The 24,932-nt window shown below is 66.6% G+C and carries 25 protein-coding genes; 15 read left to right on the top strand and 10 right to left on the bottom strand.

Annotation, left to right across the window (positions count from 1 at the left end):
- Position 1 precedes the first annotated feature (1 nt).
- Together DSM104440_RS03095 and DSM104440_RS03090 are read left to right on the top strand one after the other, a co-directional pair.
- A complete protein-coding gene (locus DSM104440_RS03095) occupies positions 2–931 on the top strand; it encodes a DUF2279 domain-containing protein (RefSeq protein WP_171160550.1) in 930 nt (309 codons plus the stop codon).
- Positions 932–998: 67 nt separating this feature from the next.
- Entirely contained in the window at positions 999–1,793 is a 795-nt protein-coding gene (locus DSM104440_RS03090; protein WP_171160549.1) for a hypothetical protein, read from the top strand.
- Here DSM104440_RS03090 and DSM104440_RS03085 read toward each other — a convergent pair.
- The 3 genes from DSM104440_RS03085 to DSM104440_RS03075 all read right to left on the bottom strand — a co-directional run bounded on the left by DSM104440_RS03085 (position 1,790) and on the right by DSM104440_RS03075 (position 5,586).
- Positions 1,790–3,562: a DUF885 domain-containing protein gene (locus DSM104440_RS03085; protein ID WP_171160548.1), complete on the bottom strand. Its 1,773-nt coding sequence runs from the start codon at positions 3,560–3,562 to the stop codon at positions 1,790–1,792. The genes DSM104440_RS03090 and DSM104440_RS03085 overlap by 4 nt on opposite strands.
- 67 nt (positions 3,563–3,629) lie before the next feature.
- A complete protein-coding gene (locus DSM104440_RS03080; RefSeq protein ID WP_171160547.1) occupies positions 3,630–4,151 on the bottom strand; it encodes a hypothetical protein in 522 nt (173 codons plus the stop codon).
- Positions 4,152–4,161: 10 nt separating this feature from the next.
- The gene (locus DSM104440_RS03075; protein ID WP_171160546.1) at positions 4,162–5,586 is read right to left on the bottom strand and encodes a hypothetical protein; all 1,425 of its coding nucleotides are present in this window, start codon (positions 5,584–5,586) and stop codon (positions 4,162–4,164) included.
- 68 nt (positions 5,587–5,654) lie between these two features.
- Between DSM104440_RS03075 and DSM104440_RS03070 the strand changes: the two genes are divergently transcribed.
- From DSM104440_RS03070 to DSM104440_RS03060, 3 genes are read left to right on the top strand one after another with little or no spacing between them, the layout of a single operon-like run.
- Entirely contained in the window at positions 5,655–7,397 is a 1,743-nt protein-coding gene (locus DSM104440_RS03070; RefSeq protein WP_171160545.1) for a glutamine--tRNA ligase/YqeY domain fusion protein, read from the top strand.
- A gap of 2 nt (positions 7,398–7,399) precedes the next feature.
- On the top strand, positions 7,400–8,230 hold the full coding sequence (locus DSM104440_RS03065) for a hypothetical protein (protein WP_171160544.1): 831 nt from the start codon (positions 7,400–7,402) through the stop codon (positions 8,228–8,230).
- On the top strand, positions 8,227–8,769 hold the full coding sequence (locus DSM104440_RS03060) for a response regulator transcription factor (protein ID WP_171160543.1): 543 nt from the start codon (positions 8,227–8,229) through the stop codon (positions 8,767–8,769). The genes DSM104440_RS03065 and DSM104440_RS03060 overlap by 4 nt, the downstream gene beginning before the upstream one ends.
- A 35-nt stretch (positions 8,770–8,804) precedes the next feature.
- On the opposite strand, the gene DSM104440_RS03055 is transcribed toward DSM104440_RS03060, so the two are convergent.
- The 3 genes from DSM104440_RS03055 to DSM104440_RS03045 form a co-directional block, all read right to left on the bottom strand.
- Complete coding sequence (locus DSM104440_RS03055) at positions 8,805–8,984, bottom strand: hypothetical protein (protein ID WP_171160542.1); 180 nt, start codon at positions 8,982–8,984, stop codon at positions 8,805–8,807.
- Between the two features lie 96 nt (positions 8,985–9,080).
- Positions 9,081–9,788, bottom strand: coding sequence for a phosphatidylserine decarboxylase (locus DSM104440_RS03050; protein WP_171160541.1), 708 nt, complete (start codon positions 9,786–9,788; stop codon positions 9,081–9,083).
- Positions 9,761–10,474: a class I SAM-dependent methyltransferase gene (locus tag DSM104440_RS03045; protein WP_171160540.1), complete on the bottom strand. Its 714-nt coding sequence runs from the start codon at positions 10,472–10,474 to the stop codon at positions 9,761–9,763. Before DSM104440_RS03045 ends, DSM104440_RS03050 begins: the two co-directional genes overlap by 28 nt.
- Positions 10,475–10,635: 161 nt before the next feature.
- Here DSM104440_RS03045 and creD point away from each other — a divergent pair, with 161 nt between their 5' ends.
- Positions 10,636–11,997: a cell envelope integrity protein CreD gene (creD, locus tag DSM104440_RS03040; protein WP_171160539.1), complete on the top strand. Its 1,362-nt coding sequence runs from the start codon at positions 10,636–10,638 to the stop codon at positions 11,995–11,997.
- A gap of 8 nt (positions 11,998–12,005) precedes the next feature.
- Here creD and DSM104440_RS03035 read toward each other — a convergent pair whose 3' ends face one another.
- On the bottom strand, positions 12,006–13,274 hold the full coding sequence (locus tag DSM104440_RS03035) for a YjbE family putative metal transport protein (RefSeq protein WP_171160538.1): 1,269 nt from the start codon (positions 13,272–13,274) through the stop codon (positions 12,006–12,008).
- 303 nt (positions 13,275–13,577) lie between these two features.
- On the opposite strand from DSM104440_RS03035, the gene DSM104440_RS03030 reads away from it, so the two are divergent.
- Positions 13,578–13,910 (top strand): helix-turn-helix domain-containing protein, encoded by a 333-nt coding sequence (locus DSM104440_RS03030; protein WP_171160537.1) that lies wholly within the window; start codon positions 13,578–13,580, stop codon positions 13,908–13,910.
- A 15-nt stretch (positions 13,911–13,925) separates the two neighbouring features.
- Here the strand turns inward: DSM104440_RS03030 and DSM104440_RS03025 are convergent, their stop codons facing one another.
- Positions 13,926–14,345 carry a fasciclin domain-containing protein gene (locus DSM104440_RS03025; protein WP_171160536.1) on the bottom strand — a complete coding sequence of 140 codons (420 nt, stop codon included), beginning with the start codon at positions 14,343–14,345 and terminating at the stop codon, positions 13,926–13,928.
- A gap of 236 nt (positions 14,346–14,581) precedes the next feature.
- Between DSM104440_RS03025 and DSM104440_RS03020 the strand changes: the two genes are divergently transcribed.
- From DSM104440_RS03020 to DSM104440_RS03010, 3 genes are all read left to right on the top strand, one after another.
- Positions 14,582–15,769, top strand: a complete 1,188-nt coding sequence (locus DSM104440_RS03020; RefSeq protein ID WP_171160535.1) for an efflux RND transporter periplasmic adaptor subunit — start codon at positions 14,582–14,584, stop codon at positions 15,767–15,769.
- Between the two features lie 3 nt (positions 15,770–15,772).
- A complete protein-coding gene (locus DSM104440_RS03015) occupies positions 15,773–19,039 on the top strand; it encodes an efflux RND transporter permease subunit (RefSeq protein WP_171160534.1) in 3,267 nt (1,088 codons plus the stop codon).
- A gap of 172 nt (positions 19,040–19,211) precedes the next feature.
- Positions 19,212–20,615: an ABC transporter substrate-binding protein gene (locus DSM104440_RS03010; protein WP_171160533.1), complete on the top strand. Its 1,404-nt coding sequence runs from the start codon at positions 19,212–19,214 to the stop codon at positions 20,613–20,615.
- Between the two features lie 11 nt (positions 20,616–20,626).
- Here DSM104440_RS03010 and DSM104440_RS03005 read toward each other — a convergent pair whose 3' ends face one another.
- The gene (locus tag DSM104440_RS03005; RefSeq protein ID WP_171160532.1) at positions 20,627–21,583 is read right to left on the bottom strand and encodes a Fe-Mn family superoxide dismutase; all 957 of its coding nucleotides are present in this window, start codon (positions 21,581–21,583) and stop codon (positions 20,627–20,629) included.
- 174 nt (positions 21,584–21,757) lie between these two features.
- Between DSM104440_RS03005 and DSM104440_RS03000 the strand changes: the two genes are divergently transcribed.
- The 5 genes from DSM104440_RS03000 (at position 21,758) to DSM104440_RS02980 (ending at position 24,344) form a co-directional block, all read left to right on the top strand.
- Entirely contained in the window at positions 21,758–23,026 is a 1,269-nt protein-coding gene (locus tag DSM104440_RS03000) for a hypothetical protein (protein WP_171160531.1), read from the top strand.
- Between the two features lie 115 nt (positions 23,027–23,141).
- Positions 23,142–23,444, top strand: a complete 303-nt coding sequence (locus tag DSM104440_RS02995) for a hypothetical protein (protein ID WP_171160530.1) — start codon at positions 23,142–23,144, stop codon at positions 23,442–23,444.
- 26 nt (positions 23,445–23,470) lie between these two features.
- The gene (locus DSM104440_RS02990; protein WP_171160529.1) at positions 23,471–23,617 is read left to right on the top strand and encodes a hypothetical protein; all 147 of its coding nucleotides are present in this window, start codon (positions 23,471–23,473) and stop codon (positions 23,615–23,617) included.
- A 12-nt stretch (positions 23,618–23,629) separates the two neighbouring features.
- Positions 23,630–23,797 (top strand): DUF1328 domain-containing protein, encoded by a 168-nt coding sequence (locus DSM104440_RS02985; protein ID WP_171160528.1) that lies wholly within the window; start codon positions 23,630–23,632, stop codon positions 23,795–23,797.
- Positions 23,787–24,344 (top strand): ferritin-like domain-containing protein, encoded by a 558-nt coding sequence (locus tag DSM104440_RS02980; RefSeq protein ID WP_425509647.1) that lies wholly within the window; start codon positions 23,787–23,789, stop codon positions 24,342–24,344. Before DSM104440_RS02985 ends, DSM104440_RS02980 begins: the two co-directional genes overlap by 11 nt.
- A 39-nt stretch (positions 24,345–24,383) precedes the next feature.
- Here DSM104440_RS02980 and DSM104440_RS02975 read toward each other — a convergent pair whose 3' ends face one another.
- A complete protein-coding gene (locus DSM104440_RS02975; RefSeq protein WP_171160527.1) occupies positions 24,384–24,914 on the bottom strand; it encodes a fasciclin domain-containing protein in 531 nt (176 codons plus the stop codon).
- Positions 24,915–24,932 lie beyond the last annotated feature (18 nt).

The following is a 24,932-nucleotide window of genomic DNA, read 5'->3' as shown; positions in this document are numbered from 1 at the left end:
CATGCGGCTCCGGATCCTCGCCGGAGTCCTGGCGGGATTCGTTCCCGCCCTCGCGACAGCGCAGCTTCCCGAGTACGGCCGCCTGCTCGCACAAGCCCGTGCGATCGCAGCCACCGAGACTTCGCCCCCACCGCTCGCACCCGAGAAGCCCGATCCCACCTGGCGCAACGTCGGGTTGATCGGCGGATTCACCGCGGGCGTCGCGCTCTACGGATCGCAGAAGTGGTGGAGCGATGGGCTCACCAGCCACTTCAGGTCGGAAAGCGAAGGCTGGTTCGGCAAGGACACGCCCTACGGAGGCGTCGACAAGCTCGGCCACCTCTACACCACGTACGCATCCGCCCGGATCCTCACGCCGGTCTTCGAATGGATGGGCAACGATGCGAAGGCGTCCCGCACGCTCGCCACCTGGACCGCCTTTGGCGTGATGGCGGGCGTCGAGATCGTCGACGGCTTCTCGAAGCAGTACAAATTCAGCCGCGAGGATTTCATCGCCAACGGCGTGGGCGCCGTGTTTGCGTATGTCATGGAAGCGCAACCCGGGTTCGACAAGCTCGTCGACTTCCGGATTGCGTACAAGCAATCGACACACTCGAGCGACTGGGATCCGTTTGGCGACTATTCGGGCCAGCGCTACCTGCTCGTGGCGAAGGCCGACGCGTTGCCCGCCCTTCGCGACAATCCGCTCACCCGCTACCTCGAGGTCAGCGTGGGATACGGCACGCGCGGCTACGACGCTTCTCAGGGCGTGAGCGCCACGCGCTCGCGCGATGTCTATTTCGGAATCAGCCTCAACCTGGCCCGGGTTCTTGCCGATGGCTTCTACGGCGGAACGATGTCCACGACGCGCACGCAGCGCAACACGGAGCGCTTCCTGGACCTCGTCCAGCTTCCCGTGGCCGCGTATGCGCGCAAGGAACTCGATCAGTAAGGGCTGGCGCGAACGCCGATCGCTTCGTATCCTTGGGTCTCGCCTACCGCACCGAAGCCTTCCTTCCTTGAGATTCGCCGCAGCTCTCCTCCTGCTCTTCCTCCTCGCCGGCTGCGAACAGTGGTTCCCGCCGAAGAAATGGGAGGAATCGATCACGCGCGCGACCGATGCGTGGAACAAGCGCGAATACACGAAGGCCGCCGAGCTCTGTGCGGTCGCGCTCCAGCAGGCGATGGGCGCGCGCGATCCGGCGAAGGTGATGCCCGCGCTCGAGTGCCTCGCGGAAGCGACGTGGCTCGAGGGCAAGCCCCTCAAAGCCAACGTGGCCCTTGCGCAAGTGCAGGCCGAGTTCCCCACCGACTTCGCGGCCTGGGCGGGGCGTCACCGGTTGCGCAACAACGACGCGGTCGCGCTGCTCGAAGCCGGTCGGAAGGCCGATGCCATCGCGGCCTTCGAGGCCGCGCTCGACGCCAACGTGGACTCGCCCGCGCATTCCTCGAACGACTACCGCGCGCGCATGGTGATCGTCACCAATCTCGGCCGCCTCGGCCAGCCTGAGCCCGAGGGACCGCTCGGCGTTCGCCTTTCAACGGAGATCCTCACGGAGCTCCGCCAACGCCTCTTGCGCTATGAGCAGCAAACCCCGCTCATGCTGCAGGGCATGGGCGAGGCGCTCGTGCCGATCGCGGAGATCGTGCGCCAGCGCGGCGACCCTCGCGAAGCCGAGGAATTGCTCGCGATCGCGAAGGAGCGGCGCGAGGCCGACGTCGAATCCCTCGGCGCCAACCAGCTCGTGTGCAGCAAGTTCACGATCCGGCTGCTGGCGTTCGAATCGTGCATGCGCGAGGTGGTGAAGCCCTAGCGGAGCGCCCACGCCTCCACGCGGCGGCGCAGCAACGGAAGCGGCAAGGCACCCTCGCCCAGCACGGCTTCGTGGAATTCACGGATGTCGAAGCGCGCGCCCATCTTCTTCTTCGCTTCGTCGCGCAACGCGAGGATCTCGAGCTCGCCGATCTTGTAGGCGAGCGCCTGGCCGGGATCGGACATGTAACGTTCGATCGCGACCGTCGCATCGCGCTGGGTCTGGCCGCGCTCCTCGACGAGGTAGCGAATCGCCTGCTCACGCGTCCATCCCTTCGAATGCATGCCCGTGTCGACGACCAGTCGCGCGGCGCGGTGCAGCTCGCCCTGGTAGCGACCCATCAGCGCCCAGGGATCGTCATACACGCCCAGCTCGTGGCCGAGGCTTTCGCCATACAGGCCCCAGCCTTCGCTGTACGCCGTCACGCCGAAGACCTTGCGAATCGAAGGCAGGTCGAGCTCGCGCTTGAGGCCGATGTCGAGGTGATGTCCAGGCATGCCCTCGTGAAGCAGCAGCGCCGTGAGGCCGAAGGAGGCGATGCGTTTCGGATCGACGACGGGCATCGTGAACTGGCCCGGGCGCGTGCCATCGGCCGAGGGCGAGAGATACGATGCCGAGGCGGATGCCGCGACTTCAGGATCGGCGAGGCGAATCTCGAATCCCGCCTTGGGCACGCGCTTGAAGAGCTTCGGCAGTTGCGGCACCACGCGCGCATGCACGCCGCGCAGGTAAACGAGCACCGCATCGGGCGTCGTGAACGGATAGACCGCGGGGTTCGATTCGAGCCAGGCGCTGAATTCCTTGATGTCGCCGCGGAAACCGAGGCCACGCGCCACGCCGAGCATCTGTGCGCGAACGCGGGCGACCTCCGCGAGCCCGATCTCGTGCACTTTCTCTGGGGTGAGCTCGGTGGTGGTCTGCACGCGCACGAGCGAGCGGTACGCGGTGTCACCTCCAGGCAGCGCTCCGATGCCGGTGGTGGTGCGTGCCTGCGGAAGATATTCGTCGCGAACGTACGCCATGTATTCGCGCATCGCCGGCAGGTACTTCGTGTCGAGCACGGCGCGATATCGCTTCGCAAAGTCGGCGCGCTTCGCTTCGCTCGCGTCCTTGGGATAGCGCGCGATCGGACCCCACAGCGGCCCCTGGTCGCCGGGCTTCGCGGCGATCGCCTGCATCTGCCCGAGTGCCCGCTCGACCAGCACGCGCGATTGCGTCCAGCCCTTCTTCTGCGCTTGCTGCAACGCGAGCTTCGCCTGCTCGAAGTTGCCCGTGCTCGCCTCGACCCGCTGGAGCCACGCTTCGAACTCGGCTTCATTCGCGAGCGGCTGCGCCGTGCTCGCGAGGAACAGGAGTCCCGAATGCACGCCGCGTCCCGGATTGAGCAGCTGGATCGCGCGCAACGGGAAGTCGTTGCGGGCGAGCTCGGCCTGCGCGCGCCGCGCGAGGACCTCGTGCGTGTTGCGATCGGTCTCGGAGAGTCCCTCGAGCGGAATCGTCGCGAGCTCGCGCTCGATGTCGCGATACAGCGTGCGCTGCTTCTCGACGTTCGCCTCCGTGGGCACCACACCTGCGCGCGCCATGCGCGGTCCGCGGCCGACGAAGAGCGTTTCGAAAACGGGATTGAGGTCGAGCTCGCGCTGGTAGGCCTGCTCGGCAAGCGCGCGCACGCGCTGCGATGCGGGTGCGGCCGGCGACTCGCTGGTCTGCGCGCAGCCGGAGAGGACAACGACGGCCGCGAGCGCGGCCGCCCTGTAGGAGTTCAGCATCGTGGAATCTCGCGATCGAAAGAGCGCGAGGTTAACACCTGAGCCGCGCCCCGAAGGGCGCGAAAGGTTACGTGGGCTTCTTCCCCATGACGCACTCCACGACGCACGGGGCAGGCCGGCTCGGCAAGCGCTGCGTGCCCACTTGTTCCGCGACGCCGGGCTTGCAGACGTTCGAGGCGGCGCCCGCACCCGTCGGCGCGGGCACGCGCGTAGCGCCGACTTGCGAGGACGGGCCGCTCCAGGGACCCACCAGCTTGGCCTCGCAGTTCTTCGGAAGAACCACCTGCAACGTCGAATCCACGCCCGCATACCGGCAGGTCACCCGGCTTCCCTCCTTGGGACCGATCTGCTCGATCGTCATGGATTCCACCGGGAAATCCCGCTTTTGCTTGGCGGGAACGAGATCCCAGGGCGCCATGACCTTCGCGTGGATGCTTTCCGTCACGGCGCCCGAGACGGCCTGCGGGCACTGGAGCGAGGCGAACAACTTGGGATCGGTCTTCGTCAAGTCCTTGCCCTGCGCGAACGCGGCAGGCGCAAAGGCGGCGATGACGAGGGCGGCAAGCGTGGCGGAATGAATCGTTGACATGGTTGAGTCGCTAGAAGGGGAAGCGGGAGAGGGCGAGCGAGCCCGAGCGGCCGTCAATCGTGTAGTCGAGCGCCGCGGTGCCGTTGGGCAGCGTGCGGAAGCGATACGAGCCCACGTCGATCACCTCGAGGCGCTCGGGCAGGTAAACGCGCCCCAGCCACGGCCATCCGACCGTGCGGTAGATGCGGCCCTCGTACGTGGTCGGCGTGGTCCAGGTGCCGCTGGGCATGGAGAACCACTGGGCCGAGCCGTTATCGCGGTAGGCGAACAGCAGCAGGAAGAGCGCTTGCTCGCGCTGGAGGACCGCGACGCCCTGCCCGTTCATGCTCTCGCCGCCCCACCACATGTCGTCGAAGCGCGGGTCGCTGGGCGGGCCTTCCGCGAACGGAAACTGCGTGAGCTGCTTCACGTCGGAGATATCGTCGATCGTGTACTCGAGCGAGATCGCGGCCGGATCGGTGAGGTTCAACTTCGCGAACCCGACGGGCCTGGGATCGAAAGCGGCGGCGTTGTACGCGGAGTGGAAGGGCGAACCCCGTGAAAGATAGAGCTGCCCGGTGAAGCCGGCACCTCCGGTCGTCCACGCTCCCGAGGGCATCGCGTACCAGATCGGATTGCCCACCAGGTCGTAGGTGAAGAACACGACGAAGAGCTTGTCGCCGTGCTGCACGACGGTCACGCCCCAGCCGTTCTCGCTCTCGCCGACCCACCAAAGACCCTGGTGGTTGAAGCCCGCGTTGAAGTAGATGGTGACGATGCGCGTGTAGTCACCCAGCCGCAGCTCGAGGTCGTAGGTGCCGACGTTCGAATCGGGCTGCACCGTGAATGCGACGGTGCCGTTCTGCCCGGTATTCGCGCTCACGGCGTTCGAGGGCGGCAGGAAGAACGCGGTGACGGCCTGGTCGGGCAGCACGCGCACGGAGACCTCGAGGTTGTAGAGCGTGTACTGGCCCATGCGCACCGCGGCGCTCAGCAGGTAGGGCTGGCCGGGCGCGGGGCGCGTCGCGGGCGTGGCGGGAACGATCTCGATCTGCGACGTGGTGTAGGTGACGACCTCGAAGCGCACGGAGGCGGGGCCCGCCGTGGCGGTGACATCGCACACCACGCCGCCGAGCGGATCGGCGGTGAACGAAATGTTGGCCACGCCGCCCGGGTCGGAGGTGACGTCCTCGAAATAGCCGCCGCCCGGGAACAGGCCGCAGGCGTCGTTGGTGAACGTGACCGTTTCGCCCGCGGCGGGTCCACCGGCGGCGTCGAAGAGTCGAACGGAGAAGATCTGGGAAGTGCCGCCTTCGACGCTGGTGAGGCGCGGCGTCAGGTGCACGCCCGAGGAGGCGGCGTGCGCCGTCGTACCGAGGAGCATGAGCGCGCATGCCAGCACCGCGCCGAACCCCCGGCGCAGTGGGTATTCCCCGCGCATCTCGTTATTGGCCATAGGGATTGATTCTACCGTTGTCCGGGTCTCGGGCAGAATAGGACTTTCGCCCCTATCCCCACGAGTCAATGCCTGACAAGACCGCCAACGAGACGGCCAGTTCCTCGAACTTCATCAAGCAACGCATCGACGCCGACCTCGCGAAGGGCACCTACGCCCAACGCCGCTGGTCGGGCGAACCGGGCCTCGCCGCCGCGCACGCGGCTGCGGGTGCCGACCCCGCGAAGATCCGCACGCGCTTCCCGCCCGAACCCAACGGCTACCTTCACGTAGGACACGCGAAGTCGATCTGCGTGAACTTCGGCCTCGCCGAGGAGTACGGCGGCGTGTGCCACATGCGCTTCGACGACACGAACCCGGAGAAGGAAGAGCAGGAGTTCGTCGACGGCATCCTCGACGCCGTTCATTGGCTCGGCTTCCACTGGGGAAAGAACGACGAGAACCTGTACCACGCCAGCGACTACTTCGGCTGGATGTACGAGTTCGCCGTGGAGCTCATCAAGCACGGCGACGCCTACGTCGATTCGCAGAGCGCCGACGAGGTGGTGAGGAATCGCGGTACGTTCCAGGAGCCCGGCAAGAACTCGCCCTTCCGCGCCCGCTCGGTCGACGAGAACTTGAAGCTCTTCGACGAAATGCGCGGCGGCAAGCACGGCGACGGCACGCACGTGCTGCGCGCGAAGATCGACATGGCCTCGCCCAACATCAACCTGCGCGACCCGGCGCTCTATCGCATCAAGAACGCCGAGCACCATCGCACGGGCGACAAGTGGCACATCTATCCGATGTACTCGTACGCGCACCCGATCGAGGACGCGCTCGAGAACATCACGCATTCGCTGTGCACGCTCGAGTTCGAGGACCAGCGGCCGTTCTACGACTGGGTGCTCGAGAAGATCGCTTCCTTCGGGCTGCTGCAGCGGCCGCTCCCGCAGCAGATCGAGTTCGCGCGCCTGAACCTGACCTACACGGTCATGAGCAAGCGCTACTTGAAGCAGCTCGTCGACGAGAAGCACGTCGACGGCTGGGCCGATCCGCGCATGCCCACGATCGTCGGCATGAGGAAGCGCGGCTATCCGCCCGAAGCGATCCGCCTCTTCATGGAACGCGTTGGCGTCTCGAAGGCCGACCAGTGGATCGAACCCTCGGTACTCGAGGACTGCGTGCGCGAGGTCCTCAACGAGACCGTGCCGCGGCGCATCGCCGTGCTCGATCCGGTGAAGCTCGTCATCACGAACTATCCTGAGGGCGGCGGCGAGGAGTCGCATCCGCCCAACCATCCGCAGAAGAAGGAGTGGGGCGCGCGCGCGGTGCCCTTCTCGCGCGAGCTGTGGATCGAGCGCGACGACTTCATGGAGTATCCGGCGAAGGGTTTCTTCCGGCTCTCGCCGGGAAGCACCGTGCGCCTGAAATATGCGTACGTGATTCGCTGCACGGGATTCAGCAAGGACGTTTCCGGCAAGGTCGTCGAAGTGCAGGCCGAATACATGCCCGATTCGAAGTCGGGCACGCCGGGCGCGGACAACTACAAGGTGAAGGGCGTCATCCACTGGCTGTGCGCGAAGGCCGCGCTCGCCCGCGATGTCACGCTCTACGACCGGCTCTTCAAGGTGAGCCATCCGGGGAAGGATTCCGGCGACTACCTCAAGGATCTCAATCCGGATTCGTTGAAGGTGATACGCGGTTACGTCGAGCCTTCACTCGGGACCGCGAAGGAAGGGGAAGCGCTGCAGTTCGAGCGTCATGGGTACTTCCGCGCGGGGAAGGACATCACGCGGATCGTGACGCTGCGCGATAGCTGGGGAAAATAGCGGTGAGGCGCCTGCGCGTGTTGCTGGCCGGGTTGCTTGCAGTCGCGGCAACCGCGGCCCTGGCGCAACCGGCAACCGGCGAGATCGATCGGCTACTGGACCTCTCTGGGTTCAACCCTGCCGTCATCCCGATCGCGCCGCTCATGAACATGACCCTCGACGCTCCCGATCGGCCCGGTCCGAAGCTGGACACCGGGACGCGCGAACGACTCAGGACAGCCATCGACACGCTCTATTCGAGTCGAGCAATCCGCGATGAGGTGCACAGCATGCTGGCGGAGACCCTGCAGCCTGGAGACGTCAACACGCTCACGGCGTGGTTCGACGCTCCGCATGGCCGCCGCTTCGTGGCGGCCCAGGCCGCGCATCAGGTCGAGTTCCGCGCGGCCATGGACAAGGCCCGCGATGCCGCGGAGAAGGACTATCTCGCAACGGTTTCGGCGGAACGTATGGACCGATGCCGCCGGATCTCGGAGGCCGGGATGATGGCGGAGTTCTTCATCGACATGATGATCAACATCCAGGCGAGCGCGGGATACGCCATCTGGGTCGCGGCATATCCGGACCAGCCCGCCAACTTCGACACCTTTCGCCGGCAGCTCGAATCGGAACGGCCGCGGCTTGTTGGAACCCTCCGGCCGGCAGCCGGCGGTCGCGCTGCCTACGCGCTGCGCCCTTTGAGCGATGCCGATATCGAAAGCGGCCTGGCGCTCTTCGAAAGCCCCGCAGGTCGTCGCTTCACCGAGGCGAACCTCAAAGGACTGAATCGCTTGCACGTCAAAGGCGCCGTCGCGCTTGCGCGCCAGTTCCAAGCTTCGAAGGCCGGCTCGTGACCGAAGACTTCACGCTGATCAGCGTCGGCACGCCCGCGCCGTCGCCAGCACAAGTCGCGCAGGCCGAGAGCGAAGCCGTCGTCGGCACGGCCACACTCGCGAGCCGCGGCTTCATGGTGAGCTTCACCAAGCAATCGCCGGTGCGCCTCGCCCGCAAGAACGGAACGCAGTACGTGGTGCAGGTGATCGAGGATGATCCCGACCTCGGCCAGCTCCTCATCGATGTACTGATGACGTACGGTTTCGAGGTGCGCTGGGCCACGACCAAGGCGGAAATCAACGCGGCGCTGCGGCGGGGCGGGGAGATCGACGTCCTGCTGCTCGATCGCGAGCTGCCCGACGCAAACGGCCTCACCATCCTGCAGGCGATCCGGGCGCATCCGCAATTGAACGCGTTGCCCGTGATCATGGTGACGGGCCTGGCGACACCGGCCGACGTGGCCGAAGGCCTGGTCGCAGGCGCCGACGGCTACGTGAGCAAGCCGTTCAAGCTGAGTGGTCTGGTGGACGCGGTGAACCTGGTGCTGGGCGTGAAGTAGCTCGCCCAGGGCGGCAACCGCGAAACTGGAGCGGGCTAGGGCTTGGGAGGATCGGCCGGTTCGTCGGCCGGGGGCGTCGCCTCGGCGGCGTCGTCCGTTCCCTCGGGGACCGCGGATTGGTTCTCCGCCGCCTTCTGCTGCTTCTTGGCTTCCTTCTTCTGCTTCTTGGCCAGCTCTCGCTGGCGTTTCTGGAACGCGTAGTTCGGTTTCGCCATGAGTCTTTCTCGAGGCCGTAACGTAATGGTCACGATGGTAGCCGTGAACCGGCAGCCGTGCCCACGCTGCCCAAAAAAATAGCAGCCGGCGCCCGCCTATCGAAGCAGGATGGATTCCCCCGCCGTGACCCGGTCACCGGGCTTCACGCGCACCTCGAAACCCTCGCGCCAGGGCACGACGAGGTCGACCTGCGAACCCACGCGAATCATCCCGAACGTGGCTCCCCGCTCCACATTTGTTCCCGGCGCGAAGTAGCTGTCGATCCCGTTCACGGTGAGGGCGCCGATCTGCACGACGTACAGCGGCAGCTCGCCGCCGCGATATTCAGCCTCGATTCGCGTGACCGCGCGCTCGTTCTGCACGATGTGCGTGCTTCCCGAGTAGCGCGGCTCGATGCCGAGCATGCTGCGCCAGTGCATCGCGGTCATGCTCACGTTGCTGCCGATCGCCGGATGTCGGCGCACGAAGGCGACCTTCCCGGAGAGCGGCGCGCGGTTGTAGTGCACATCGAACGGGCTCATGAAGATGCCGATCACGATCTTGCGCTGCGACGAGTCTTCGCGCGTGATGTCCTTCACGGTCGCACTGAGGCCCTGCTTGATCGACACCACGTCGGCCCCGGGGGCGACATCCTTCACGTAGACGACGGTGCCGTCGGCCGGGCTCACCAGCCCGATTTCCGCCGGCGGCGTGCGCTGCGGATCGCGGAAGAACCAGTAGTGACGCCAGAACAGGAAGGCCGCAAGGCAAAGCGCCGCGAGCAGCGCGACGGCCATCAATCCGCGGGCTGCCAGTCGTCGCATAGCACTCGCACCAGCGCCACGCCCGAGGCAAAGGGGAAATCGACGATCTCGAAGGCCTTGCGGTCGGCGCCCACGCGCTTCAACCAGCGCTTCACTCCCGCGTGGCGCACCAGCTCCCGCACGTAGATGTTCGTGTCGTGAAGCAGCATGTAGGCATCGCGGCTCGAGTGGCGCAGCGCGGCGAGGAAGTCGTGGCGGACGTCGTCGTACGAATGATTGCCGTCGATGAAAGCGAGGCCGATCGAAGGCAGGCCATGATCGGGGTACGCGTTGAAGAACTGCTCGCTGGTCATCTTGTAGTGCGTGACCCAGTCCTCCACGCCGAAGCGGCCGTAGTGCTGGCGCACCCGATCGGGCTCGCTCCACTGCGCGGTGCCGCCCACCGTGCGCAGCAACCCATCCTTCACGAACGAGTACGACGGATCGACGAAGGAGAGCTGGCCGCGGCCGTTGTCCTTGAGCCCCAGCGCGAGGCACACCACGCTGAAGCCGAAGCCCGAGCCGATCACGACGATGTGCTTCGGGCGCAGCGTGCGCACGAGGCCGTAGTAGAGGAATCCGAAACCCAGGTTCAGCGTCGCGGGATCCTCGTGATGTCCGAGGGGCCGGGCGTGCCGGAGGATGTTGGAGATGACGCCCGCGTCGAGGCTGAAGGGCGCGGGGTTGTCGCGAGGAAGCGTGAGCATTGCGCCATTGCACGCCATCCAGTTGTCGCAGCCATTGCAGAAACATGACGGAACGATGAATGCCGCGCCCGATTGTCATGATTGCGCCATAGTCGCTCCCCTTGCGCGCCAGCTTCGGGGTCTAGCGTGGCCTCCTTCGACATTCCAAAGGCGAGGCGAACATGCGATTTCCCCTTCTGGCGCGCGCAGTGACCATCGGCGCGGTGGCGCTGGCGGTGCTCCTTCCCCTCGCCCTCGTGGGCAACAAGGTCTCGGAGCGGCAAGCGCGCGCCACCAGCGTCGCCACCGAGTTCGCGCGCGAGTCGAGCAGCCTGCAGACGGTTGTCGGGCCGTTGCTCGCGCTGCAATGCGAGGAGACCGTCGTGGTCGAGCGCCTCGTGAAGCGCGACGGCAAGGACCACACGCTCAGGGAGCCCGTGACGCGCGATTGCGCCACCCATTACTTCCCGCCGCGAACGCTGGCAATCACCGGCCGCGTTCCCGTCGAGACGCTGCATCGCGGCATCTACCCGATCCGGCTGTATCGCGCTTCGCTCGCCTTCGCCGGCGAGTTCGAATGGCCGGCGAAGCCATTGCAGGAGGGTTCGGTCTCCCGAACCTGGACTGCCGCCTCCGTGATGTTCCTGACCAGCGACGCGCGTGGACTGCGCAACGTGACACCGTTGACGTGGGGTGAGGGCACGAAGACGTTCGTCCCAAGCGAAACGCATTTCTCGCTGGAATCGAAACTCGGTGACTACGAGAAGGCGCGCACGGCCGAGCCGGTCTCGTTCCGCTTCTCGCTCGATCTCTATGGCACGAAGAGCCTCAACGTCGCGCCGGTTGGCGACGCGACGACCCTGCGTCTCACGTCGGATTGGCCGCATCCCTCGTTCATCGGCGCGTTTGCTCCCGATGAAAGGCGCGTCACCGCCGAGGGCTTCGAAGCGGCGTGGAAGACGACGCACTTCGCCACGGGCGGGCGCCCGACCTGGCAGCCGACCTTCGAGAACGGCAAGCTCCGCTTCGCCGAGCGTTTCGCGGGCTTCGCGCTTGCCGATCCCGTGAACGTCTACAGCCTTTCGTACCGCGCGACCGAGTACGGGTTCCTGTTCGTGCTCTTCACCTTCGCGGGACTCGCGCTCGCCGAAGCCATCGCCGGCGTGCGGCTGCACCTCGTGCAGTACGCGCTGGTGGGAAGCGCGCTCGCGATCTTCTTCCTGCTGCTCATCGCGCTTGCCGAACACATTGCCTTCGAGCTCGCGTATCTCTCGGCGGCGACCGCGTGCGTGGCGTTGCTCACTTTTTACCTGCGCCATCCGCTGGGTATGTGGGGCCGCACCGGTGTGTTCTTCGGCCTCTTCGTGACGCTCTACGGCGCGCTCTTCGGCCTGCTGCGAAGCGAAGACCACGCGCTGCTTGCAGGCTCGCTGCTGGTCTTCGGTGTCCTCGCCGTCGGCATGCTCGCCACGCGCCGCCTGGATTGGGGAATGCTGGCGGCGCGCCTGCGTGCACCCACCGCCGGAGCTACCGTGGCGCCATGATGCCCTTGTCAGTCGACGGCGGCGGCCACGAGGAGCGCGAGTGCGGTACCGATGCCCGCGGGCACGCCGAACTTCTCGAGCTTCGAGATCTCGTCGCCGGCGACGAGCTCCACGGGAATGGTGGTGAGCTCGAGCACGCGGTTGGTGGTCGAGCTCTCGAGCATGCGCGTGAGCGAATTCTTGCGCGCGGTGCTCATGACGATGTGGTCGCATTGCAGGCGCTTGGCCTCGTCGGCGATCGTCTGCGCGCGGTCGCCCAGGCGGATGTGCTCGGTGAAGGGGATGCTGTGCTGCTGCAGGAGCTTCCTCGCCGGGACGAGCGCGATCTCCGCGCGCTCGCGGTGGAAGTCGTCGCGATTCTTCTGGCGCACGAACTGCGAGACGTGGCGCGACAGCGGCATCTGGACGTTGAGCAAGTGCACCTCCATCGCCGGATCGTTCATGAACTCGTTGATCACGCGCCGGATCGCGAAGTCGGTGTTGCGGGCATCGCCCACGGGAACCAGGATCTTCTTCATCTCATTTCCTTTCGTGGAGTTCGAACCAGAGTCTTCGGGCGGACGCGCCTTCAACGCGGCGATGCGCGCCGTGATGCGGGATTCGAGGTGGCGGTGGTTGTGGATGAAGCCGCCCAGGAGCACGCCGCCGATCGTCGCCAGGTAGATGAACGCGATGAGGAAGGGCTCGCTGCTGACGAACGATTCCTTGATCACCGGCTCGGCGAGGATCATCTTCACGGCGGTCAGGGCGAGCACGCCCGCGCCGATGTAGACGATGATCGGATAGCGCTCGACCCACTTGAGCAGCCACTGCGAGCCCCACACCACGATCGGGATGCTGATGAGCAGGCCCAGCACCACGAGCACGTAGCTGCCGTGCGCCGCGCCCGCGACCGCGAGCACGTTGTCCAGGCCCATCACCGCGTCGGCAATGATGATGGTGCGCATGGCCGCCCAGAAGCTGGTCGGCTTCACCGCCTCCCCGTGGGCCCCTTCGCCTTCGTCGGGCAGCAGCAGCTTGTAGGCGATCCAGATCAGCAGGAGCCCGCCGACGAGCATGAGGCCCGGTATCTGCAGCAGCCACACGACGACGAGCGTCATGGCGCTGCGCACGGCGACGGCGCCGACGGTACCCCAGCCGATCACTTTCTTCTGCAGGTGGGCGGGAACGTTGCGCGCCGCGAGGGCGATCACGATCGCGTTGTCGCCCGCGAGCATGAGGTCGATGATGACGATCGCAACGAGCGAGGAAAGGAACTGCGTCGAGAAGATGTCCATGCGGCAGATTCTCCGGGGCGCGTTACCGGGGCCGGATCGAGAAACGCGATGCAGCCATTGTGTTTCGCAATGATATTGCGTTTCGCAATACCTGCGTCCCGGGAACTTGCGTTCCCCGGCCAGGTCAGTTAAAAAGCAGCGTGTGTTCCGCGAAAGCGGGGCGCCATCCCTTCAAAGGGGAGTAGCTTTAGCGGTCGTGTCGTCAATTCGGGCCCGGTGGGCTCCGGCACGGTCGGCTAGCTGGGCATGTCGCCCGGTTCGTTAGCGAGACCTTTGGCTAACGTACCTTTTGGAGCGACGCCAATGTCCCGCCCGCGTTATCGACGCTACTTCCGCCACGGATTCCTTCCCCAGCTGATCGCCTTCGAGGCTTGCCTGCGACTGGGCAGCGTCACGCGCGCCGCCGAAGAGCTCTCCCTCGCACAACCCACGGTATCCGGCCTGCTGCGCAAGCTTTCGGAAACGGTGGGGTCCCCCGTCATGCAGGCGCGCTATGGCCGCATGGAACCCACGGAGGCCGGGCGCGGGCTCGAATCGCTGTGCACCGAGATGTTCGAGGCCATCGACCGCTTCGACGAGGCGCGCGATCCGCGTCCGGCGGGGCGGGTGCCGGAGGCCGCCTCGGCCGTGCAGTAACGCGAAGGCGCTACTTCACGCCTTGGGCATCATGATCGTGTCGATGGCGTGCACGACGCCATTGGTCGACTCGATCTCCTGGAAGCTTGCTTTCGCGCCGTTGACGGTGAAGCCATCGTCATTGGCCGCGAGGGCCAGGGTGTCGCCTTGCACGCTGGTCGCGTCCGAGGTCTGGATGTCCTTCGCGAGCAGGGTCCCGTTCACCACGTGGTTATTGATGATCGAGGTGAGCCGGGGGCGATCCTTCAGCAGCGCGTGGAGGGCGCCGTCGGGAAAAAGCTTGTCGAAGGCCTCGTCGGTGGGCGCGAAGATCGTGAACGGGCCGGGGCCCTTGTAGGTGGCGACCAGGCCGGCGGCTCTCATGGCGTTGTAGAACTTCGAAAACTTGCCCACGGCGGCAGTATTCGCGACGACGTCGTTGTCAGCGGCATTCATGCGTGGTCCTTCACAGTCTAGGTGTGTGTCCAGAGTGGCCCGTGCGGGGCGGTTCTCCTAGGCATTTAAGTAACTAAATGCGTTGACTTCGGGCGCGCCGGGACGTGCGGGCGGCGGCTGGTCCGAATGGCCTACAATTCATCCCCCGAATCCTGCAATTCGTCGTACCGGCCTCGCCCCCCGGGGGCCCCGCCCGTACGCTCTCGCCACCTACAAGAACATCCGAAAGTCTGCCCATGGTTCGCTATTCCCTCGCCCTTGTCCTGGTCCTCGCCCTCGCCGCCTGCGGCAAGGGCCCCGGCGCCGGCCCCCAAAAGGGCGCCCCGGCCGCTCCAGGACAACCGCTGCTCCTTTCCGCCGAAGACGTCCACACGGTGAAGAACACGGCACTGGCCTCCGGCCCGTCGATCACCGGCTCGGTCCAGCCCGAACGGCGCGCCGACCTGCGCGCCGAAGTGCCGGCCGTGGTGCTCCAGGTGCTGAAGGAAAACGGCGACGTGGTCCGCAAGGGGGATCTCCTGGTCCGGCTCGACGACACCTCGATCCGCGATGCGCTCGCCTCGGCCGAATCCACGAGCCGCTCCGCGGTGCAGGCGCACGAGCAGGCGGTTCGCGCGTACGACCGCATGAAGACGCTTCGGACTTCGGGCATGGCCTCGGCGCAGGCGCTCGATGACGCCGAAGTGAAGCGCAACAATTCGCAGAGCGACGCGGAAGCGGCCAAGGCCCGCGCGATCGCCGCGCGCCAGCAGCTCGCCCGCACCGAAGTGCGCGCGCCCTTCGATGGCGTCGTGAGCGACCGCAAGGTCTCCGCGGGCGACACCACGCAGATCGGCAAGGAGCTCGTGAAGGTCATCGATCCGGCGAGCATGCGGTTCGAGGGCCTCGTCTCCGCCGACCAGATCGGCGCCGTGAAGGCCGGACAGAGCGTCAACTTCCGCGTGAACGGCTACGGCGACCAGGAATTCGCCGGCAAGGTGCGGCGCGTGAATCCGGCGGCCAACGCCACGACGCGCCAGGTCGAAGTGCTCGTGGACTTCACCAGCAAGGAGCAACCCAAGCTCGCCGGTCTCTACGGCGAAGGGCGCATCGAGACGGATACCACCTCGAGCCTCACGCTCCCCGCGACTTCCGTGGTGCGCGACGGGGACAAGACCTCGACGTGGCGCGTGAAGGACAACAAGGTGCAGAAGGTCGACATCAAGGTAGGCGAGCGCGATCCGCGCACCGGCGACTTCCCGCTGAAGGGCGGGCTCGCCGAGGGCGACAAGGTGATCCGCTACCCGACCGCGCTCCTCAAGGATGGCCAGGCCGTGGTGGCGAGCGCCTCGCCGGGCGCGGCGACGCCGGATGCGACCGCGAAGAACACGTCGCCCGTGGCGAAGCCCACCCAAACCAACAGCCCCGCCGAGCCGAAGAGCTAAGCCATGGTCCTTTCCAACTTCGCCATCAGCCGGCCGGTTTCCACGGTCGTCATCATCATCGCCCTGATGTGCATGGGGATGCTCGCGCTTTCCAAGCTGCGGGTGAACCAGATCCCGGACGTCGACCAGCCGGTGATGGTGGTGGTCCTTCCTTATCCGGGCGCCTCGCCCGAGACCGCCGAGCGCGAGATCCTCAATCGCATCGAGAAGTCGCTCAACAGCATCCCGCAGGTCTACCAGATCCGCTCGACGGCTCGCGAGAGCAGCGTGCAGATCGTCATCATCTTCAACTTCAAGAAGAACATGGTCGAGGCGTCCGACGAGATCCGCAACGCCATCGCCTCGGTGCGCCACAAGCTGCCCGTCGAGATGCGCGAGCCGATCCTGCAGCGCATCGACCCCTCGGCGCAGCCGATCATGCAGCTCGCGATGTCGTCGACCACGCTCACGCACGCGGAGATCTCGCGCCTGGCCGAGGACGTGGTTTCCGATCAGTTCCGCGGCATCGATGGCGTGGCCACGGTGAACGTGCAAGGCGCGCTGCGCCGGGAGCTCTCGGTGCTCCTGCGCGCGGAGAAGCTGCGCGAGTACAACGTGTCCGTGACGGACGTCGTGAACGCGCTGCGCTTGCAGAACACCACCGCGCCCGTGGGCCGCGTGAAAGGCCCGCTCGATGAGCAGAGCATCCGTCTCGTGGGGCGCATCGAATCGCCGCGCGAGTTCGAGAACGTCGTGCTCAAGCGGCGTGGCAACGAGGTCGTGCGCCTCGCGCAGGTCGCCACGATCGAGGACGGGTTCGCGGAGTTGTCGGGCTTCAGCCTGCGCAACGGCAACCCCAACGTCGGCATCTCGGTGACACGCTCGCGCGATGCGAGCACGGTCACGGTCGCGAACAAGGTTCGCGAGATGATGGACGGGATCAACAAGAACCTGCCCAAGGGAACGAAGATCGAGGTGACGCAGGACGGCGGCAAGGATGCCGAGAGCAGCCTGCGCAACGTGATCGAGGCGCTGATCTTCGGCGCGGGTCTCACGATCTTCGTGGTCTATGCATTCCTGAACTCGTGGCGCTCCACGCTCATCACGGCGCTGGCCCTGCCCACGTCGGTCATCGCCGCGTTCATCGCGGTGTGGGCGTGCGGCTTCACGCTGAACTTCATGACGCTCCTCGGGCTCTCGTTGGCGATCGGGGTGCTGATCGACGATGCGATCGTGGTGCGAGAGAACATCGTGCGACACATGGAGAACGGGGCCGACCGAATGTCGGCGTCGCGCCTGGGCACCGCGGAGATCGGCCTCGCGGTGACGGCGACGACGTTCTCGATCATCGCGGTGTTCATTCCCGTCGCGTTCATGGGCGGCGGCGCGGGCGAGTGGTTCCGCCCGTTCGCGCTGACCGTGGCGACCTCGGTGCTCGTGTCGCTCTTCATCTCCTTCACGCTCGACCCGATGCTCTCGGCCTACTGGGGCGACCCGGTCGGCTACCGCCACATGGAGAAGAAGGGCATCTCGAAGTGGCTCCACAAGTTCAACGACTGGTTCGACCACCAGGCCGATCGCTACGGCCGCGTGATCGCCTGGGCGCTGCACCACCGCTGGTGGATGGCGATCCTCGCGATGTGCACGCTCCAGCTCGCACTCCTGCTGCAGGTCACCATCGGCGGCTCGAGCTTCCTGCCGGCCTCCGACGTCGGCACCATCGCGATCGACGTTCGCACGCCGTCGTCGGCGAGTCTCGAGTACGCAAGGCTCAAGGTCGAGAAGGCCGCGGAGCTCGCGCGCGCGATCCCCGAGACCAGGAACACCAACAGCTCGGTGAACGCCACGGGCGGGCGCGTATACGTGGACCTCGGCAAGAGCACTGATCGCAAGCGCACGGCCTGGGACGTTGCCAAGGATCTCCGCAAATCGCTCTCGCAGCTCGTCGGCGCCGAGTACACGGTGCTCGACGATCTCAACCAGGGGCCGCGCAAGCCCGTGCAGATCCAGTTCTACGGGCCGGACATGCGCAAGCTCATGGCCATGACCACGGATTTCATGGAGAAGGTCGCGAAGGTTCCTGGCGCGGTCGACGTCGGCCTCTCGGAGACCGACCCCAAGGACGAGCTGAAGATCGAGCTCGATCGCGGGCTCGCGAACCAGCTGGGCATCTCGGTGGGTGACGCGGCGCAGGCGCTGCGCGTCGCGTTCGCGGGTGTGGAGGTTGGCGACTGGGTCGATCCCACGGGCGAAGCGCGCGACGTCGCGGTGCGCCTGCATCCGGACGACCGCATCGACGCTTCCAACATCGAGCACCTGCCGGTGGCGGTGACGGGCACGAACATGATGGTGCCGCTCAACCAGATCGCCACGATCACGATGAGCAAGGGCCCGGCACAGATCCAGCACCTGGACGGCAAGCGCACGATCGCGGTATCGGCCAACGTGCAGGGCCGCTCGCCGGGCGAAGTCACCTCCGACGCGATGAAGATCGCGAAGTCGATCGACTTCCCGCAGGGCTATGGCCTGCAGCTGGGCGGCTCGTCGCGCGACCAGGCGGAAGTCTTCCGCGAGATGTTCATCGCGCTGATCATGGGCATCGCGCTCATGTACCTCGTGCTGGTGATGCAGTTCAGCTCGTTCACCGCACCCATTCCCGTGATGCTCTCGCTGCCGCTCTCGCTCATCGGCGTGGTGCTCGCACTCCTGCTCACGCGCGGAACGCTCAACCTCATGAGCTTCATCGGCGTGATCATGCTGATGGGCCTCGTGGCGAAGAACGCGATCCTGCTGCTCGATTGCGCGCGCAAGGAAGAGGCGCAGGGCGTCGACCGCGAGGAAGCGCTGATGCACGCGGGCCGCGTGCGCCTGCGCCCCATCCTGATGACCACGTTCGCGCTGATCGCCGGCATGATGCCGGTAGCCATCGGCCTGGGCGAAGGCGGCGAGTTCTATCGCCCGATGGCGGTCGCGATCATCGGCGGCACGATCACCTCCACGCTGCTGACGCTCCTGGTGATCCCGAGCTTCTACGATTCGATCGAAGTCGCGAAGGATGACCTGATCGCGCGCTACCCGGCGCGCCGCGAGCGCCTGGGCACCGCGCTCGCGATCGCGCTCACCAGCGCCCACGGCCTGGGCCTGGTGTTGCTCGTGCTCGTGGTCTTCGCCCTGGCGCCGCTGATCCTCGTGGGCATGACCGCTCGCGCGGTCTATCGCAAGGTCCGCGACCGCAAGGGCGGACCGAGCCTGCCCGCGGCACGGCCCTCGCCCGCTCCGTTGGGCGACTAGGCTGGGCAACAAGGGCCAGCGGCTCTTCTGCTTCCTCCTCTGCGCCGTCGCGCCTTTCGCGGCGGCGCAGACGCTGCGCTGGTCCAACCAGGGCAACTACCTCACCGCGGATCCGCACGCGCAGAACACCATCATCACGTTCGCGATCAACAGCCACGTCTACGACCGGCTGGTGCTTCGCGGCAAGAAGGTGGAGGTCGTCCCGGGGCTCGCCACGCGCTGGCGGCAGACCTCGCCCACGACCTGGGTCTTCGATCTGCGCCGCGGCGTGAAGTGGCACGACGGCAGCGACTTCACCGCCGACGACGTCGTGTTCTCGGTGCTGCGCGCGCAAGGGCCGACCTCGGGCTTCCGCGTCTACGCCAATGCGCTGGGCACGCCGCGCAGGATCGATTCGCACACCGTGGAGTTCACGACGGCCGAGCCCAGCCCGATCGTCCACGAGATGGCCTCGAACATCATGATCATGAGCCGGGCGTGGGCCGGGCGGAACAAGGTCGAGCGCTCGCAGGATTTCACGCGCAGCGAAGAGACGCACGCGGCCCGCAACGCCATGGGCACCGGCCCCTACAGGCTGGTCTCCCACGAGCCCGACGTGAAGACGGTCTTCAAGAAGAATCCGAACTGGTGGGGGATCGCCGAGGGTTACTTCGAGGGCAACGTCACGGACGTGGTGTATACCCCGCTCGCTTCCGACGCGACGCGGCTCGCGGCGCTGGCCTCGGGCGACCTCGACTTCGTGCTCGACCCATCGCCGCAGGACATCGAGCGGCTGCGCAAGGATCCGGGCATCCGCATCTACGAGATCGCCGAGAACACGGTGTTCTTCGTCGCGATGGACCAGCATCGCGGGGAGCTCCTGCACTCCAGCGTGAAGGGCCGCAACCCGCTCAAGGACCTGCGCGTTCGCCGCGCGATCTATCACGCGATCGACATGGACGCGATCGCGCGCACGGCGCTGCGCGGCTTTGGTCGCGCGACCGCGATCGTGATGCCCAACCCCGAGTCGGTCCCCGTGCCGCCGGCAATGGACAAGCGCCTCGCCCACGATCCCGCGCTCGCCCGGCGCCTGCTCGCCGAGGCCGGCTATCCCAACGGCTTCTCGGTCGGCATGGATTGCGATTTGCGCTGGGACAAGGTGTGCACGGCGCTCGCGGGAATGCTCGCCAAGGTGGGGATCACGCTGGAGCTCGTCGTGGCGAACTCGAGCACGTTCTTCGCGAAGCTGCGGCGCCTGGAGAGCAGTCTCTACGTCAGCGGCTGGGTGGGCTCCCAGGACGCAATGTTCACGCTGCAGCCCATCTACCACAGCCGCGACGACAACAACGGCGACTGGAACATCGGCAACTTCCGCGACCCCGATCTCGACGCCGCGATCGACCGCGCGCGGGTGGAGCTCGATCCGGCGAAGCGCCGCGAGCTGATGATCGAGGCGGTGCGCCGGATGCAGGAAGGCATCTACATGGTGCCGCTCTACCGGCGCCTCGCCCCGTGGGCCTCGCGCGCCAACGTCGAGGTCGTCCAGCGCCCCGACATGACGTTCGAGGCGCGCTGGGCGAAGGTCAAACCCCGCTAGCCGCAAGACGCTCACCGGAACAACTGCGTCTTGCCGCCCATCGCCTTCCACGCCGTGTGCCCGCCCTTCATGAACCAGGCGTCGTAGCCCGCTTGGCGAAGCGCCACGGCCATCCGGCAGCCGACGTGGAAGCCGTAGACGCAGTAGACGACCACCGGCTCATCCTTCTTCAGCGTCGGCGCCCACTCGTCGATGCGCTCGGGATCCTTCCACACCGCGCCTTCGACGATGTCCTGCGTGCGCGAGACGTAATGCTTCGGACGCGCGTCGATGAACTGCAGCGGCTTGCCCGCATCGATCATCGCCTTCACCTCTTCAGGCGAGACACCGGGCAGGTCTCCGAACTCCGGCTGCTCAAGCGGGGGCAGCGGCGTCACGCGCACGGCGTTCTCGAAGCGCACTTGCACCGCCTTCCAGTCGGTGTTGCGCATGAAGGTCTCGACGTACGCGCGCGCATTCGCACCGAAGTCGATGTGATAAGCGTGCTCGTACATGTCGAGCGCGAGGATCGGAATGCCGCCGGTCACCGCCTGCGTGTGCTCGGCCGCGTACTGGTTGAGGAGCCGGCCATCGCGCGGCGAATACACGAGCACGACCCAACCCGAGCCGCCCGCGAGCGCATAGCCCATCGCCATGAACTCGGTGCGCCAGCGATTGACCGAACCGAAGTCGCGCTCGAGGGCCCGGGCCATCGCTTCGGTCGGAACGCCGTCGCTCTGGCACAGGCTCGCGAAGTACAGCTCGTGGAGCAGCGTCGAGTTCAACGCGACGAGCTCCTCGCGCTTGAGGCTGTTGATCAGGTAAGGAGGCGCGGTGGCGAAATCGAGCGCATCGAGCTGGTCGGTGATCGCGTTGAGCCTGCGCAACGCGCCGCCGTAGTTGTTCTCGTAATGGCTCTCGATCAGCTTCAGCGAAAGGCTGTTGAGCGTCCAGGGACGGCAGTGAATCGGGGTGAGGTGATAGCGCATGGTTCCCTCCAGGGATGACGGTGCCCAAGCCAGGGCGTGCTTCGTAACAGGGCTTGGACGGAAACCGTCTTGAAGGGAAACTTCCCGGGGATCCTGCGTTATCCCCGAGACAAGGCTACACCCGTTTTCGGGTGCCGATGCAGAATAGCGATTCCACGCCCGCGAACGCCCCCTTTGCAAGCTGTCAGCGTCAAGCACATTCCCGACTACCTGCCCGACGTGCCGGAGGAAGACGAGCGCCGGTGGTCGCTGCCGCAGCCGCTCACGAAGTTCATCGTCCTGTCGATGCTGCTGCACACACTCGCGGTGATGCTCTTCGGTGCGCCGACCAGTGGCAGCAGCCAGGGACGCGCGCTGTGGGGCACGCTTCAAGTCGCGTTGCGCAGTGTGCCGCCGGAGCCGGGGCCGGAGCTGAAGCTCGATCGCAAGTTGCCCGACTGGTCCACGCCCGCGCCACCGCCCACGCCGGCGGCCGCACCGGAGAAGCCCGAGATCGCGATTCCGCCGATGCTCGATCGCATCATCACGCCCGAGCGCGAGCTACGTCCGCCCTTCCAGGTCCCGCCCCCCAACTACCCCGAGCCCGCGCCGGTTCCAGAAGTGGCGCCCGCTCCTGCGCCTGCGCCACCCGAACGCGTGCCGGCACCCAAGATCGAGATCCCGCCACCGCGCGTCGAAGTGCCGCCCGTGCCCGCACCCGCCATCCCGCGCGTGGCCCCGGTCGCGCCTGCGGTCGAACGTTCGCTGCGGGAACTGCCGCCGCTTGCCGCGCCGACCGTCGCCGCGCCCGTCATTCCGCGCGTGGCCCCGGTTGCACCCTCGGTCGAGCCTTCGCTGCGCGAACTGCCGCCGATACCCGCAACGACCGTTGCTGCCCCCAAACTCGACGCGCTGCCGGTCGTGCCACTTCCGGCCCTTCGCTCGCCGGTCGAAGTGCCGGCGATTCCGCTCGAGCCGGTCGCGCCGATCGCCGTGCCTCAGGCCGCTGAGCGCCTTCCTTCGCCGGCGGCAGCGCCGTCGCTCAAGGAGCTGCCCGCGGTCGAGCGCGCAGCGCCGCACCTGCCCGACCTTCCCGCTTCGCTGCAGCGCGAAGCACCGATTCGGACCGAGCCTTTCCCGGCACCCGTTCCCGCACCGCCCTCGCAGGACTCCTCGCGCTTTCGCACGGCGCCGCCTCCGAGCGACGATCCGACGGCGCGAGCGCTCGATCTCGATTCGATGCGCAAGCGCGCCGCGCAGATCACGCGCGAAGGTTCGGGCCGCAAGCCTGCGCTGCCCTTCCCGCTGCCGCCCGTACCGGACAAGAAGAATGCGCTGGAGCTCGCCATCGAGAACGCGCGCAAGCCCGATTGCCGGACCGCGTACCAGGGCCTGCTTTTCCTCGCGGCCATCCCGCTGATCATGAATGAGTTCGGCGAAGGCAATTGCCGCTGGGGCCCGTAGGACCCGCGTAGGACCTCACTGACACGAAGTCCCGCCGGGCTCCCATAGGCCGCGCCCGGGCGCCCGAATATCGTGGATGCACTAGCCATCGCCAACCCGGCGAGGAGTTGCAACCATGAACCTGAGAGCCCCTGCCTATTTCGTCGTCCTGCTCGCGCTGAGCCTGGGCGTCGCCATCACCAGTGCCTTCGCCCAGCCGGGCGAGCCGACGGCGACGCGCGTGGTCTACGCCGCGCAGGATCGTTATGCCACCGCCCTGCGCGAAGCGCAGGTCGCGTTCGACCAGGCGCTCGTCGAGTGCCGCACCACGCGCTCTTTCGAAGTGTTGCGCTGCGAAGCCGAGGCGCGCGAGAAGCATCGCAATGCCGTGGGCCTCGCGAAGGCCCGCCTGGCCGACGCCTATCCGTCGCGCGGCTGATGCGAACCGCGAAGCGAAAGACACCCATGCCCTCCCGTGAGCTCATCGAGCGCGCGCGCAAGGACCTCGAAGAGGGCCAGGAGAACACGGACTGCCACGAGGCCGACCGGCCTGCGGGCAGTCATTGCGATGTCCCCAAGAAGCTTCCCGTTCCTCAACCCAAGTCCCACTAAGGAGAGTTCCCCATGCTCTATTACGCCCTGGTGTTCTTCATCGTCGCGCTGGTCGCGGCCCTCTTCGGCTTCGGTGGCATCGCCGCCGGCGCGGTCGAGATCGCCAAGATCCTGTTCTTCGTATTCCTGATCCTGACCGTCATTTCGCTGCTCTTCGGGGTGTTCCGCCGTGGCCCCTGATGACGGCACCGTCGCGAAGCGCTCGCCGTTCGTGGCCGATGTCGCCGCGATGCGGGAACGCGCGCGCAAGAGCATGCTCGACGGAGCAGTGACCGACACGTACGGCCTGGATGAAAAGGCCGCGGTGAAGGTCCTGAACGAAGCGCTGGCGACCGAATTGGTGTGCGTGTTGCGCTACAAGCGCCATGCCTTCATGGCGCGCGGGCCCAACAGCGAGCCGATCGCCAACGAGTTCATGGAGCACGCGAAGGAAGAGGCGGCGCACGCCGACCTCATCGCCGCGCGCATCGTGCAGCTCGGCGGCGAGCCCGACTTCTCGCCCGATTCGCTGTCAGGCCGCAGCCATTCCGAATACAAGGAAGGCAAGGACATGCGCAGCATGATCGAGGAGGACCTGGTGGCCGAGCGCATCGCCATCGATTCCTACCGAGAGATGGTGCGCTGGTTCGGTGAACACGATTCGACGACCCGCCGCATGCTCGAAGAGATCCTCGCGACCGAGGAAGAGCACGCGGACGAGCTGGCGGATCTGCTGCAAAAGAGCTGACCGCTCTGCCCCCGGCTTGGGCCGGGGGCGCTTCTTTTCCTAGCGCTGCGAGAGCGGCGCCATCTGGCGCTTACCGGCCCAGGGCGATTCGGGCTCGTTCTCGCGCGACACGGGCACGCGCGCAACCAGCAGCGCATCCACGGCGTGGATCACGCCATTGCTCGCCATCACGTTCTTGCTGATCACGTTCGCGGTTCCGAACGTGAGGCCCTCGTCGCTCGCACCCAGGCGAACCAGGTTGCCGCGGAGCGTGCGAACGCTGCCGTGCGAGAGGTCCGCCGAGCGCAGGCGGCCGCGCAGCACGTGGTCGCCGAGCACTTCGCGCAACTGCGTCTTGTCACCGAGCAGCGCCTCGAGGATCTCGATGGGCAGCGCGGTGAAGGCGGCATCGGTCGGCGCGAAGAAGGTGAACGGGCCCGGTTCGCGGTACGTCGCGACGAGGCCGGTCGACTTCAGGGCGACGCAAAGGTGGGTGAAATTGCCGGCGGCCTGGAGCGTATCGATGATGTCGGCGAGCGCAACGGCGGGCGCGCGCTTAACGAGCGCGAGCTTGGGTTCATTCAATTCCATGGAAATCCTTTCCTGCGG

The organism is Usitatibacter palustris (genome assembly GCF_013003985.1).
GTDB classification, from domain to species: Bacteria; Pseudomonadota; Gammaproteobacteria; order Burkholderiales; family Usitatibacteraceae; genus Usitatibacter; species Usitatibacter palustris.
The sequence above is the reverse complement of the archived record's forward strand: the minus strand, read 5'-3'. Positions and strand labels throughout refer to the sequence as shown.